Genomic DNA, 13,550 nt, shown 5'->3' on the forward strand with positions numbered 1-13,550 from the left:
CAACACAAGATCGTCTCGACCGGGCCCCTGACGACCCGCAGCGAATGCATGCCGTCCATTGTCGTGCCACGGACGCTACACCCGGGGCATTGGACTCCGGGCGTGTCTTCGAAGTGTCTCAGTAGGGAAGCTCTCCGGTCGAGGCCGCACCGTTGTTCTGATCGGCGGGAGCCTCGGCGTTATTACCGTTATTACCGGTGTCGCCGGTGTTCTCGTTCTCCAGCGCCTGCGGGGCGAGCCCCGGGACCTGGTCGGTGGCATCGGGATCACTGGTGGGACGCTGGGCGGTGACCTCACCGTTGATATCGGTGACCGGCAGCGTGGAGCTGGGATCCGCGGCGCGAAGTTCGTTGACCTCGTCGCCCTCCACGTTCAGGACGCCGGCCTGCCCGGGGGCGACCATGCCCAGCCGGGACGCCTCGGCGGCGATGCGCTGGGTCGAGGAGGCGTCCTCCACGTCGCGGTGCAGCGACTCCAGCTCATTGGACAGCGACGTGCTCGTCTCCTGTGCCTCAGACAGCTGGAAGGACTGCTCGGTGGTCTTGCCGGAGAGGTACATGGCGAACGCCACACCGGCGACGAAGATCAACAGCAGGACGACCCACGTGCGGACGACAGAACGTTCCTTCGCCGTCGGCACCGACACCCGCCGGCCGCGAACGGAGACCTGCTGGCGCGAGCCGCGGCGACGCACCGGACTGCTGTGCGTCCTGCGGCGCGAGGGCGCCTGCGCGCCCTGGGTCGGATGCCCCTGACGGACGTCTCCCTCGGAACCGAAGTCCTCGTGGCCGGTCGTGCCGGAGTGCTCGCGGGTGCGCTGACGGGCTGCGGTGGCGGTGCTCATCTGGTTCCTCGCTGTGCGTCTCGGTGGGGGTTCTCGGAGTTCTGGATACGGGTCACGGCCCGGACACGGACCGGAGCGGCCCTGGGGTTCTGTTCGATCTCGGCCTCGGAAGCCTTCTCCGAACCGCGGGTGACCAGCTCGAAATCGGGTGCGAACTCGGGCAGGGCCACTGGCAATCCGGGTGGCGTGTGATCCACCGTCAGATCGGCGAGAGCCTTCTTGACGATGCGGTCCTCCAGGGACTGGTAGCTCATGAAGACCGCCACCCCGCCAATGTGCAGGCGTGCCGTTGCCTCGGGGATGACCGCGGCCAGGGAGTCGAGCTCGGCGTTGACCTCGATCCGCAAGGCCTGGAAGGTGCGCTTCGCCGGGTGCCCACCGGTGCGACGCGATGCCGCGGGGATCGTGCGGTAGAGCAGTTCGACCAGGCGCGCCGAGGTGGTAAACGGCTCGACCTCGCGCTCGCGCAGCACCGCCGAAGCGATCTTGCCGGCGAAGCGCTCGTCCCCATAGGTCTTGAGGATCCGGGCCAGGTCGCCGTGGGCGTAGGTATTGAGGATGTCCGCGGCGGTGACGGGCAGGTCCGGATCCATGCGCATATCCAGCGGTGCGTCCTGCGAGTAGGCGAAGCCGCGACCAGCCTGGTCGAGCTGCATGGACGAGACACCCAGGTCGAAGAGGTAGCCCGACACACCGACCTCACGGGCGGTGGTGGGGATCCTCCCCTGCTCCACCAGGGTGTCGATCGCGTCGCCGAGACCATCGAAGCGGGTACGGAAGGCGACGAAACGATCGCCGAACCGGGCGAGCCGCTGCTCTGCCTGGGCAATGGCGGCCGGATCACGGTCGAGTCCGACGACGACGGCCTGCGGGAAACGCTCGAGGAAGACCTCGGTGTGCCCACCGGCACCCAGCGTCCCGTCGACGATGACGGGGTTCTCGGGTGCTTGCTCGGAATCGACGCCCTTGCCGACGAGGTCGACCATGCGGTCACGCATGACCGGGACGTGCCCGTGCTCGCCAGAGACGCGTGGCTGCTTCTCGTCGTCGGCGACGGTCATCGGGGTGGTCCTTTCGTCAGGGGCGCTCGTCCGGTCCTGTTGTCTTCACGTGGTCGTGGCAACGCCGCCGGGACTGTACACGGGGCCTCACCTGCACGGGCCAGGTTTGATGTCGGGGAAGTACATCAAAATCAAGGTCGTCCGCGCAGATGAGGGCCGGCACACAGTCCCACCGGCGTCGCGGGGCATACGGCTAAGGGATAGGCGGTGGCTTAGATGATCCCGGCGAGGGAGTCGTCGTCACCGTCAGCAAAATCCGACTCATGTTCGGCCAGGTAGGCGTCCCATGCTTCGGCATCCCAGATCTCGATGAAATCGACCGAACCGATGACTACGCAGTCCTTGTTGAGCCCTGCGTAGCCCCGGTGCCCCGCAGAGAGGGTGATCCTGCCCTGCTTGTCGAGCTCCTGCTCGTCGGCGCTGGCCGCCAGATTCCTGACGTAGGCCCTCGCCTGCGGATTCGACCGGGACGCTGCGGCTGCTTTCGACGCGCGCACCTGGAACTCCGCCTTCGTGTGTACGGCCAGGCTGTGATCCTGACCGTTGACGACGACGAGGCCATCCGAGAGCTGCTCGCGGAACTTGGCGGGAAGAGTCAGCCGACCCTTGTCGTCAAGCTTCGGGGTGAAGGTGCCGAAGAACATGTCGGCTCCCTCCCCCGGACGTCCCGGGCATCTGAAATGTTGTTGCCGTATGCGTTCTCTGTGAAGTTGTCCCGGGGACCATTGTGCCCCAGTGCGCCCCACAGTACCCCACTTCCAACCACACTGACTAGCCCACCAGTCACACGAGACCACAGAAGTTGCATATGGCGCCAGGTACCTGACAATAGCCTCTATGCTCCGACCGCGTGAACTGCAGGTATAAGAACAGGTGCAAGGTGGGGGAAGGTGGGGGAAGTTTTCGTAGAACTCGCTGGGAGTACCCGCAGGCCCGTGTCGCCGACGTATCGGACGGGCAGATCGACGCACTTTCGGCACGCCAGAGCCCTCCCGTGCCGCAGTGGGGTCCGCACCCACCGGGCCAGGTGGAGCAAAGTGGGGAGGGCGGGCGGACAGGAGGGTGGGGTGGCATACAAAAACAGCGGGCGGGCCCGATCAGTGATCGGACCCGCCCGCTGTTGGTGTGTGCGACAGGTTGGCGGTCCCCTGTCCGCCGAACTACTCCGGAGGTCTACTCGAAGCGCTTACGGAAGCTGTCTTCCATACGGTCGGCCACTCCGCCGCCGTTGGAACCCTGGCCCTTCTTGTTGGAGGCGGGGCTGGCCTTCGCTCGACCACGCCCTCCCCCGGACGGCCCACGGAAGGCCAGCAGGCCTCCGCCGAACATCACGAGGAACCCGACAACACTGAGGCCTACAAACCAGAGGCTGTTCTGCGAGAGTGCGATACCGGCGATCAGCAGACAGACGCCGAGGAGGAATACCGCCACAGAGCGGATACCGATGTTGAAGCTGCCGCCGCCGACGGAGCCGTCCCCGGCGGCCTGCCGAGCGAGGTTGGGGTCGTCGGCAATCAGCGCCTGCTCGATCTCCTGCAGCATGCGCCGTTCCTGTTCCGAAAGTGCCACGATCGTCCTCCCCTGAGGTGTCGGGTGTAGAAGTTGACGGTTGTTCTGTCTCTACCGTGTTAACGCACAAGGAGTGAGAAAAGTTCCGGCTCGATGACCACCAGCCTACCCCAGGGTGAACGAAGAGCCGTCACGCTACCTCAGGCAGGTATCCGACCATGCCCCGAACGGCATCGAGGAACTCGCAGGCGTCGTGGTAGACCTCCGCCACGGCCTGCTCTCCGAGATCGGGAACCAGGCCCATCTCCACCTGTGCGACCAACCGCGCATGCGGGGCGAAGCGTGCGCACCAGCGATCCATGTCCTCATCGCCCGCCAGGGCCCGGACCTTCTCCCAGGCACTACCCGGAGGAAGTCGACGACGCTTCTTCCTGGCGAACTGGATGACCGCGCCAGCGGCACGCAGCGCCGCCCGGTAGGCCCACGTGAGCCGCTCCTCCCGGACGAGGTCCGTCCTACTGAGTTCCAGCAGACGTTCCGCCTCAATGATGAACGTCTCCGGCAGGACTGCCCCACCCCGGCGCGACCGCGCCATCCTTGCGACATTGTCGCCTGCTCCCTGAACCATGACCGCCTCCTTCGTCCCGTTCCACGTTGCGATGTTGAAGATGAAACTACCGGGCACCCCGGACATGAGATCGACAAACAAAGCATACCTCGAACATGTGTTCTAGTTTAAGGGAACTTCCGGCCCCTCGGGCTCCGATTTGTCACAATGGTGGAGTGAACGACGACCTCCGAATTAGCGTGTGCCCTCTGTCCGCCCAGGACTACGTGAGGAGGATCGACCAGCTCGTCGACATCCACCTCCGGGCCATGGACTACCCGCCGGAGACGTTCAGCCAACGCCGCCAACTCTGGATTTCCAACGCCCGGAAACCGGGGTTTCGGTGCGTCGTTGCCCTGACCCACCCAGCTCATTCCACCCCGGACCCCGGCAGCTCCCGGCACCGCGCGGTCGGCGTGGCATACGGCTTCCCTGGCGACCGGCACAGCTGGTGGTACCGGGAAGTCCACCGCGGGCTACGACTGTCCGGGCATACGCCCGACGAGGCGGACGACCTGCTCAGCGACTACGACGAGATCTCCGAGGTCCACGTCCACCCCGACTTTCAAGGGCACGGCACCGGACGGGCGATGCTGGACGCCCTACTCCCCCATCTCCACAGTCCAGTGGCGATGCTCTCCACTCCGGAGGTTCCCGACGAGTCCAACGCGGCCTGGTCGCTTTACCGGACCGTGGGTTTCCAGGACCTGCTGCGCAGCTTCCGCTTCGGCTCTGACCCCCGCCCGTTCGGGATCCTCACCCTCCCCAGGGGCTGAGGTCCCGACAGTCCCGTCTTAACGCACCATGTCCTGCCCGAGTTCCGGGCCCCAGGCCGGTGCCATGCCCAGGTTGTGCAGCACCTCCTGGGTGGCGCGCACATTATTCATCGTCATGAAGTGGAGGTCGGGCGCACCCTCGGCGATGAGCCGCTCTGCCATCCTCGAGGTCACCTCAATGCCCGCTGCACGGATGGACGCGGCGTTCTTCACCTCGTCACCGGCAGCCGCCCTGGTCAGTTCGTCTTCCAGCGAGGCTGGCAGCGACGCCCCTGCCAACTCCATCTGTCGACGCACGGAGCGCAGCGACGTGATCGGCATCAGGCCCGGGATAATCGGCTTGGCCCCGTGCACCGGGTCCGCCGCCGCCAGCCGGTCGCGCAGCCGCAGGTAGTGGTCGACGTCGAAGAACATCTGGGTAATCGAGTAACTCGCCCCCGCCTGCAGTTTCTGCAGTGTGTAGCGGGTGTCATTCTCCAGGCTTCCGGCACGGTAGTGCGCTTCCGGGAAGGACGCGATGCCGATGTCGAAGTCCGAGCACTCCGGCATCGACCGGACGAGTTCAATGAGTTCGTGGGCGAAGTTCAGTCCGCCGTCCACCGGCGACCAGTCACCCGTGGGATCACCCGGCGGATCGCCACGCAAGGCCAAGAGGTTCGTGAGGCCCAGGGAGGCGAACTCCCGCAGGATGTCGCGGAGCTCCTCCTCTCGGTGATCGACGAGGGTGAGGTGCAGCAGCGTCGTCAACGGCTTCACGGACAGCCGCGACGCCACCCGCTCGGTACGCTCGCGACTCGAGCCGCCGGCACCGTAGGTGACCGATACGAAACTTGCACCGAGATCGTGGAAGGCCTCCGCCGCAGACCACAGGCGCTGCTCGGCCTCGTCATTGCGCGGGGGCATGAACTCCACCGAGAACGGCACCCGTCCGGGAGTACCCCACTTGAGGGTGTCTGCGACGGCGACCTGCAGGCTCGCCGGGGCGGGGCGGTGAGTTTCGCGGTGAATTTCGTTGACCATAGCGCCCCATCCTAGAAGACCACCCGGAGTCTCGGGCAGGTCGAGGTCCGCTTTCGTCACCCCGGTCCCTACTATGGGGAGGAATCACCCAGTCCCCTCATTCCCCTGTTACGGAGGCACACCTGATGGCCGACGCGGCCCCGGCGCCGACCTGGCGCGTGGACAGCCCGCTGTCCGACGTCCCGCTGGTCGTCGACGCCACCCTCACCGACTTCCTTGCCGCCAGGCACACGGAATTCGATGGCATCGACCCCGTTATCGAGCAGGGCATCAACGAGCTCTCGGCGTTCATCGTCGGCGGCAAGCGCCTGCGTCCCCTCTTCACCTGGGCCGGGGTGCGGTGCGCCCTGGAAGGTGGTGGAGGTTCCCTCGACGCGGGAACGGACGCCACCTCACTGATCACCGCGGCCAGTTCCCTGGAGTTCATCCAGGCTTGCGCCCTGGTCCACGACGACATCATCGACCATTCCGACACCCGCCGCGGACGTCCCACCGTGCACCGTTCCTTTGAAGCCCGGCACCGGCACGACGGGTGGCTCGGCGACGCCGCAGGCTACGGGGTGAGCCAGGCGATCCTCGTCGGCGACCTCGCTTTTGCCTGGGCCGATGACATGCTCGCCGACTCCGGGGTTTCCGCCGCCGCGCTGCGACGCGCGCGCGAACCGTGGCGCGCCATGCGCACCGAGGTCATCGCCGGGCAGATGCTCGACATCTCCGTGGAGGCCAGCGGTTCCGAGGATCCTGAGGCACCGTGGAAGGTCAATACCTACAAGACCGCCGCCTACACCGTGGAGCGTCCCCTGCACCTGGGAGCCGTCCTGGCGGACGCGCCGGCGGAGACCGTCCAGATGCTGCGCTCGGTGGGCCGCGACATCGGCATCGCCTTCCAGCTGGAGGACGACCACCTGGGCGTCTTCGGTGACCCCTCGCTCACCGGCAAGGCGTCCGGCGACGACCTGCGCTCCGGTAAACGAACCTACCTGGTGGCCAGCGCCCTGCGGGCCGCCGACGCGGCCGACCCGTCCGCCGCCGCGCGGCTGCGCGCCGGCATGGGGACGGCGACCACGGAGGACGAGGTCGACGTCCTGCGCGGAATTATCGTCGACTCCGGCGCGGCGACCGAGTCGAACGCGCTGATCCGCACCCTCACCGACCGGGCTGTGGAGACTCTGCGCGCCGGCGGCCTCGGCGACGCCGTCACCGACGACCTCGTCGGCGTGGCCGAGCAACTCACGGAGCGAAGGAGCTAAAACGTGCTGACACGGACCGGAGCCCGGCTACGGGATATGCCACGGCGCACGGCCGTCCTCCTCGGGGTGATTGGCTCTGTGCTGCTGGCGCTGTGCTCGCACTCCGTGGGTGCCACACGCAACCGCGGTGGCATCCTGCAGGAACTGGGCTGGTCCAACCTGGGCTTCGGCCACCTCTACGGCATCGTGGTGGTGTTCATGTGGGTGGCGATCCTGCTGATGATCACCTCGTGGATCGTTGTCGGTGGACGGATCATCCGGCTGGGCGAGAAACTCGGCACCCCGACCATCGTCGCCTGGGTCGCCCCGCTGTTCTTCGCCGGCCCGCTGATGAGCCGCGACATCTACTCCTACCTGATGCAGGGCACCTTGGCCCGCGATGGCCTCAACGCCTACGAGGTGGGTGCCTCCGCCAACCCCGGACGCATGTTCTTCGAGGTCAGTGGCGACTGGCGCAACACCACCACCCCATATGGTCCACTGCACCTGTGGATCGGCGACGGGATCACCCGCATCACCGGGGACAACATCACCGCCGGGATCATCGCCTACAAAATCCTCTCCCTGGCCAGCTTCGCCGTACTCGTGTGGGCGGTGGCCGGCTTGGCCCGCAGGCTCGGCAGCTCCCCCGACCTCGCCGTGTGGATCGGTGTGGCCAACCCGCTGGCAGTCATCCACTTCATCGGCGGCATGCACAACGAAGTCACGATGATGGCCCTCGTGTGCACTGGCCTGTACCTGGGCTTGCGCGCCGCCCCGGTCCGCGGTCTGATCTACGGCTCCGCCCTGATCGGCGCGGGTGTGGCGTTGAAGGCGACGGCTCTGTTCGCGCTGCCGTTTTTGGTGTGGGTCTTCGTGGCACGTCGTGCCGGCGAGGCCCCCGGGGCGGACGGTCCCCGCCGTAGCGGCCGTGAAATACTGCGCGACCTGACCCGCATTTCCCCGGCCCGTCTGGTCTCCATGCTGCTCGGCGGGCTGGGCTCGCTGGCGGTAATGCTGGTCTCCGTCGCAGTGATCACCTGGGCCAGCGGCCAGACCTGGGGGTGGGTCGCCGAGATCAGCGGCAATACCAAGGTGATCAACCCGCTGTCCCTGGCGTCCCTGCTGGCAGGCTTGCTGGTACGCCCCCTGAGCCTGTTCACCGAGGAGATCTACTTCAACGAGATCGTCGCCGTACTGCGGCCGGTCACGATGGTCCTCATGCTCCTCGGACTCGTGGCCTGCTGGCTCATCTGGCGGCGCAATGCCAGGGACGCCATGGTCGGGGCGACAGCGGCCTACGCGGTCACCTGCGTCCTCAACGCCGTCGTCCTGCCCTGGTACTACATGGCACCGCTGGCACTGTTCGGCGTGTGGATCCGCGACCGCCGCGCGGTGATCGTGGTGGCGTGGCTGTCGATGGTGATGTCGATGACCTTCGACGGCGGCGGAAACAACCGCCTCTACTCCCTGTGGTGGCTCGTGGTCGTCGGCCTGCTGATGTGGTGGGCCGCGACGTCCTGCCTGCGGAGCAGCGAGGACCGGTCGGAGAGGTCAGGCGATGGCCATGGCCTGGGCGCGGCGCATGACCTCCCGGGCGAGGTGCCCGTGCAGGGCGTCGACGGGACGGCCCGGCAGTGACTCATCCTCGGTGAACAGGAACTCCAGGATCTCCGCATCGCTGTAACCACCGTCGGCCAGCAGTGCGACGAGCCCCGGGACGAAGCGGTTGATCTCGCCGCCGTCGGTGAAGAACCGGGCGGGGACCTGACGCACGCCGTCGACCTGCACGGCCACGAGACGGTGACTGTTCAGATCGTCCATCACACGGGTCACCAGGACGTCGAGCACCTCGGCGACCTCGGGCACGTTGAGGACCTGCGTTCCTGCGGGCAGGCCCGAGATCGCCTCGGCGAGGCGACGGCCGGTGGACTCGGTGGACTCGGTGGAATTGTCGGGCTGATTGTTCTCGGAGGTGGCGTCGGAACCGACGCCGTCGTTTTTCTCACTCACGGCACCCAGCCTATCCCGTCCCACGCACTTTCCGGGCTTTGCCCGCCCGCCCCGTATACTTCCCCGATAGCCGTAGAAGAAAGGAGGCGGGCCGAGCATCATGGAGCCCCAGCTACAGCCGGGTGACCTGCTGGACAACCGGTACCGCATCGGCGAGACGATCGCCCGCGGAGGAATGTCGGTGGTCTACCACTGCGTAGACACCCGTCTGGACCGCGATCTCGCCGCCAAGGTCCTGGACCCTGGGTACGCCCGCGAGCCGGCCTTCCGCGCCAGGTTCGAACGCGAGGCCCGCGCCGTGGCGCGCCTCAACCACCCGTGCCTGGTCAATGTTTTCGACCAGGGGGTGGACCGCCGCCCCGACGGCGATCACGTATTCCTGGTCATGGAGCTGATCAGCGGCGGAACCCTGCGTGAACTGCTGCGCGAGCGCGGACCCATGCCCCCGCATGCCGCTCTCGCGGTGATGGGACCCGTTCTGGAGGCCCTGGCACTAGCGCACGACGAGGGGATGGTGCACCGCGACGTCAAACCCGACAATGTGCTCATCCGCGACGACCACCAGGTAAAACTCGCCGACTTCGGGTTGGTTCGGGCCTCACGGCGCGATGTCTCTGCCGGCGGCCCGGTCATCGGCACCGCCGCCTACCTCGCCCCGGAGCAGGTGCAGGGCGGCCACGTGGGCCCGCAGGGCGACGTCTACTCCGCCGGTATCCTCCTCTTCGAACTCCTCACCGGACGTACTCCCTTCCGCGGGTCGACCCCGGAAGAGACCGCGCTGATGCGCCTCGACAACGAGGTCCCCGCCCCCTCCTCCTTCATCGCCGGGGTCCCGCCGGAACTTGATGACCTTGTCCTGCGCTCCACCAGGCGCGATCCTTCCGCACGCTTCCCCGACGGAAATGGATTCCTGGCGGCGGTGCGTACCACCCGACGCGACCTCAACCTCCCGGACTTCCTCGTCCCCGCCCCCACCACCAGCGCGGTCCACCGCGCATTGGAGGGCTCGCACGTCTCCGACCGGCTGAGTTGGGACGACGACGCGATGGCCACCGGCGTCTTCGGCACCAATGAGACCCGACAGGACTTTCCGGCCGCCCACACCGCCGAAACGAACCTCGTCCCGCCCTACTATCCCGAACCAGCGGACGAGCCCCCTGCCCCTCAAGCCGAGGAGCACGCCCCGCAGGAGGGCGTCCAAAACTCCCCGGCGCCGCGCCGCAAGCGTCCGCTAACCAACCGCAGCGGGGCCGCCACCCTGGTGTGGGGCGTCCTGCTTGTCGTCCTGGTCGTCGCCGTCGCCATTGCCGGCTGGTGGGGAACCTCCGGACGCTACGGGGAGATCCCCCAGGTCCTGGGGCAGGACGTCAGCGGCGCGCGGGCGGCCGTGGAGGCGGCCGGGTTCACCGCGGTGGTCAACGACGTCTACTCCGACGACGAACCGCAGGAAACCGTCACCGGCACCGACCCCGACGCGGGGGAACGCGCCGTGCGCGGCGACGATGTCGCCGTGCTCGTCTCCCGGGGACGTCCCACCGTCCCCACCCCCGGGGAGACCGATAGTCTCAGTGCCTACCAGGCGAAACTCTCCGACCGGACGTTGTCCTGGAATGTGGAAGAGTCGGTGTATTCCGACGACGTCGCCGAGGGGATCGTCGCCGAAGTCTCTCCGCAGGCCGGCCAGGAAGTCAACATCGGCACAGTGGTCACCGTGCAGGTCAGCAAGGGTGCTCGACCGGTTACCGTGCCCGATGTGAACGGCATGTCCGAGAGTCAGGCGCGTCGCGCCATCGAGGCCGCCGGCTTGGAGGTCGGCGAGGTCACCCGCCGCTTCGACGCCGATGTCGACGGTGACGACGCCATCGGTACCGACGTTGACGCCGGGACCGAGGTCCCCGGCTCCTCCTCGGTGACGCTGGTGCTCTCCAATGCGATCACCGTGCCCGACCTCGAGGGGATGGACGCCGAGGAGGCGGCCGCGGAACTGCGCGACCTGGGGCTCTCCCCCACCACCGGTGACGGCGTGGCCGACACCTCGGTCTCCCGCGGCGACATCGCCGCCCAGGAACCCTCCGCGGGTACTCGCGTGGACCCCTCGTCGTCCACCACGGTGACCCTGAACGAGTCGACGATGGTGCGCGTCCCCTTCATCATCGGACGGTCGGTAGATAGCGCTCGAGAGGCCCTCGAAGACGAGGGCCTCTCGATGGAGGTCGACGGACGGTCCGACGGACGGGTCATCACCCAGTCGCCCGGGCCGACCTCCCGTGCCGCCGTCGGCGACACGGTGACGGTGCGCACGCTGTAGAGCGCACCGCGCGGGGGTGCTACTTACCGCTTACTTGCGCAGCATCTCCGCGACGAGGAAGGACAGCTCCAGAGCCTGCTGGGTGTTCAGGCGGGGGTCCACCACGGTGGAGTAGCGCGACGGCAGGTCCAGGTCGGTGATGTCTTGGGCGCCGCCGACGACCTCGGTGACGTCCTCACCGGTGAACTCGATGTGCACGCCGCCGGGGTGTGAACCGGCAGCCCGGTGCACCTCGAAGAAGCCCTGGACCTCGTCGATGATGCGGTCGAAGTCGCGGGTCTTGTAGCCGTTGGAGGAGGTGTAGGTGTTGCCGTGCATCGGGTCGCACTGCCAGATGACCTTGTGGCCGGTGGCTTCCACGGCCTCGACGATCGGGGGCAGCACATCGCGGATCTTGTCGTAACCCATGCGGGTGATCAGTGTGAGCGAGCCCGGCTCGTTGTGGGGGTCGAGCTTCTTGACGTAGGCGACGGCCTCCTCCGGGGTGGTCGTCGGCCCGATCTTCACGCCGACCGGGTTGCCGACCATCGCGGCGAAGGCGATGTGGAAGTCCTCCAGCCCACGGGTGCGCTCGCCGATCCAGATCTGGTGGGCGGAGAGGTTGTAGAGCACGTCCTCCCCGTCGTCACCGTGGGCCAGACGCAGCATGGCACGCTCGTAGTCGCGCACCAGGGCCTCGTGGGAGCAGTAGATGTTCGCGGTCTGCAGGGTGGAGTCCTGCACACCACAGGCGCTCATGAACTCCAGGCCACGCTCGATCTCGCCGGCCAGGGCCTCGTAGCGGGCCCCTGCACGGGAGTTCGCGACGAACTCGCGGTTCCACAGGTGAAGCTTCGCCAGGTCGGCGGTTCCGGAGCTGGTCAGTGCACGGATGAGGTTCATCGCTGCACCGGAGTTGGCGTAGGCGCGCACCATGCGCGACGGATCGTGGCGACGATCCTCCTCGGTGGCACCGATCCCGTTGACCAGGTCACCACGGTAGTTGAGCAGGCCATTGGAGTCGCGGTCGGCCGAGCGCGGCTTGGAGTACTGCCCGGCGATACGTGCCATCTTCACCACGGGCGTGGACGCACCGTAGGTCAGCACGACAGCCATCTGCAGCAGCGTCTTGACGTTGCCGCGGATGTGCGGCTCGGTGTTGGACTCGAAGGTCTCGGCGCAGTCACCACCCTGCAGCAGGAATGCCTTGCCCAGCGCCACGTCGGCGAGCTCTGCCTTCAGTCGGCGGATCTCCGGTGCTACGACGATCGGCGGCACGGATTCCAGGATCTTGCGCACGCGGTCGGCGTGCCCCTGGTCCCATGACGGCTGCTGCTGCGCGTCACGTGCAATGGTGTCCTGAAAGACCCGTTCCAGGGCGCCGGGCAGCGGCGGCAGATCAGGAAGCTCTTCGAGAGGTGCGTCTATTGTCCAACCCATGAGCGTCATCATACGAGACGCTCTGTCCGAATGGTGAACCGCCCTATCTTGACAGGCGGAACTTCACCACATTGGCGCGGGCGTCCTCCAGCGCGTCGTGCGCTCGGGCGGGTGCCTCCGGCAATTCAGGACGCCCCGCCGACTCCCACAACTGCTTGAGTTCGCGGGTGAACCGTGGCAGTTCCTGCGGCAATGCGGTCATGTCCCCCCACAGCTGGGCCAGCGCCACATGGTCATAGGCTCCCACCCACGCCCACAGCTCCGGACGCTTCGACGCCGGCAGCCAGTCCCCCTCGCGGTGCCCCGGGACCAGGAAGGCGAATAGCCGTGCACGGATCTCCGCCCTCGACATCCAGGCGGGGTCAGTGCGCGGCGGCAACAGAGGAAGGACGTTGCGTCGCACCCAGTCCCCGGCCTTACGCTCGCGGAATTCCGTGGAGATCGCGTAGAACTCCCGGCCGTCCTCGGCCACCACCCCGATCGACACCAGGTCGATCGTGGTGCCGTCCTCGATGAACTCGGTGTCGTAAAAATATCGCACGGGGAGCCAGTCTAGACCGCGACGTTCTCCCGGACCGCCTCGCGGGTACGTCGGGGCGTCCTGCGCGGCAGGGCTGGCGGGTGCAGCACCCACTTGATCACCGGAGTACGTCCGACGAGATAGAACACGAACCCGGTGACCGCGCAGGTGAGCAGACCGGTGTAGACCATTGCGTTCGTGCCGGCCAGGAAGCCCCACGTCTCCGGGTCGCGGGCGAGCAGCG

Annotated in this window: 13 protein-coding genes and 1 pseudogene; 4 read left to right on the top strand and 10 right to left on the bottom strand. The window is 67.1% G+C overall.

Features of this window, described 5'->3' with window-relative positions:
* Positions 1-118: 118 nt before the first annotated feature.
* From ACT3SZ_RS13875 to ACT3SZ_RS13895, 5 genes are all read right to left on the bottom strand, one after another.
* Complete coding sequence (locus tag ACT3SZ_RS13875; RefSeq protein ID WP_444619544.1) at positions 119-844, bottom strand: hypothetical protein; 726 nt, start codon at positions 842-844, stop codon at positions 119-121.
* On the bottom strand, positions 841-1,905 hold the full coding sequence (gene rsmH, locus ACT3SZ_RS13880; RefSeq protein ID WP_444619546.1) for a 16S rRNA (cytosine(1402)-N(4))-methyltransferase RsmH: 1,065 nt from the start codon (positions 1,903-1,905) through the stop codon (positions 841-843). Before rsmH ends, ACT3SZ_RS13875 begins: the two co-directional genes overlap by 4 nt.
* Before the next feature lie 212 nt (positions 1,906-2,117).
* Positions 2,118-2,549 (bottom strand): division/cell wall cluster transcriptional repressor MraZ, encoded by a 432-nt coding sequence (gene mraZ / locus ACT3SZ_RS13885; protein ID WP_444619548.1) that lies wholly within the window; start codon positions 2,547-2,549, stop codon positions 2,118-2,120.
* A gap of 529 nt (positions 2,550-3,078) precedes the next feature.
* Positions 3,079-3,474, bottom strand: a complete 396-nt coding sequence (locus ACT3SZ_RS13890) for a DUF3040 domain-containing protein (RefSeq protein WP_444619550.1) — start codon at positions 3,472-3,474, stop codon at positions 3,079-3,081.
* A 130-nt stretch (positions 3,475-3,604) separates the two neighbouring features.
* Positions 3,605-4,042: an SAV_6107 family HEPN domain-containing protein gene (locus ACT3SZ_RS13895; RefSeq protein ID WP_444619552.1), complete on the bottom strand. Its 438-nt coding sequence runs from the start codon at positions 4,040-4,042 to the stop codon at positions 3,605-3,607.
* 155 nt (positions 4,043-4,197) lie between these two features.
* Between ACT3SZ_RS13895 and ACT3SZ_RS13900 the strand changes: the two genes are divergently transcribed.
* Entirely contained in the window at positions 4,198-4,797 is a 600-nt protein-coding gene (locus ACT3SZ_RS13900) for a GNAT family N-acetyltransferase (RefSeq protein ID WP_444619554.1), read from the top strand.
* 18 nt (positions 4,798-4,815) lie between these two features.
* On the opposite strand, the gene ACT3SZ_RS13905 is transcribed toward ACT3SZ_RS13900, so the two are convergent.
* Positions 4,816-5,817, bottom strand: coding sequence for a methylenetetrahydrofolate reductase (locus ACT3SZ_RS13905; protein ID WP_444619560.1), 1,002 nt, complete (start codon positions 5,815-5,817; stop codon positions 4,816-4,818).
* Positions 5,818-5,942: 125 nt separating this feature from the next.
* Here ACT3SZ_RS13905 and ACT3SZ_RS13910 point away from each other — a divergent pair, with 125 nt between their 5' ends.
* Together ACT3SZ_RS13910 and ACT3SZ_RS13915 are read left to right on the top strand one after the other, a co-directional pair.
* Entirely contained in the window at positions 5,943-7,067 is a 1,125-nt protein-coding gene (locus tag ACT3SZ_RS13910) for a polyprenyl synthetase family protein (RefSeq protein WP_444619562.1), read from the top strand.
* A gap of 3 nt (positions 7,068-7,070) precedes the next feature.
* Entirely contained in the window at positions 7,071-8,687 is a 1,617-nt protein-coding gene (locus tag ACT3SZ_RS13915) for an alpha-(1->6)-mannopyranosyltransferase A (protein WP_444619564.1), read from the top strand.
* Here ACT3SZ_RS13915 and ACT3SZ_RS13920 read toward each other — a convergent pair.
* Positions 8,601-8,951, bottom strand: a complete 351-nt coding sequence (locus ACT3SZ_RS13920; RefSeq protein ID WP_444619587.1) for an Rv2175c family DNA-binding protein — start codon at positions 8,949-8,951, stop codon at positions 8,601-8,603. The two genes, ACT3SZ_RS13915 and ACT3SZ_RS13920, sit on opposite strands and share 87 nt — an antisense overlap.
* Positions 8,952-9,159: 208 nt before the next feature.
* Between ACT3SZ_RS13920 and pknB the strand changes: the two genes are divergently transcribed.
* Complete coding sequence (gene pknB / locus ACT3SZ_RS13925) at positions 9,160-11,367, top strand: Stk1 family PASTA domain-containing Ser/Thr kinase (protein WP_444619566.1); 2,208 nt, start codon at positions 9,160-9,162, stop codon at positions 11,365-11,367.
* 30 nt (positions 11,368-11,397) lie between these two features.
* On the opposite strand, the gene ACT3SZ_RS13930 is transcribed toward pknB, so the two are convergent.
* The 3 genes and pseudogenes from ACT3SZ_RS13930 to ACT3SZ_RS13940 form a co-directional block, all read right to left on the bottom strand.
* A complete protein-coding gene (locus ACT3SZ_RS13930; protein WP_444619568.1) occupies positions 11,398-12,786 on the bottom strand; it encodes a class II 3-deoxy-7-phosphoheptulonate synthase in 1,389 nt (462 codons plus the stop codon).
* A gap of 43 nt (positions 12,787-12,829) precedes the next feature.
* Positions 12,830-13,327 (bottom strand): polyadenylate-specific 3'-exoribonuclease AS, encoded by a 498-nt coding sequence (locus ACT3SZ_RS13935; protein WP_444619570.1) that lies wholly within the window; start codon positions 13,325-13,327, stop codon positions 12,830-12,832.
* Between the two features lie 11 nt (positions 13,328-13,338).
* Positions 13,339-13,550 (bottom strand): annotated as a pseudogene (locus ACT3SZ_RS13940) (hypothetical protein); the annotation flags it as partial.

The sequence above is a fragment of the Corynebacterium sp. AOP40-9SA-29 genome, assembly GCF_052377405.1.
GTDB lineage: Bacteria > Actinomycetota > Actinomycetes > Mycobacteriales > Mycobacteriaceae > Corynebacterium.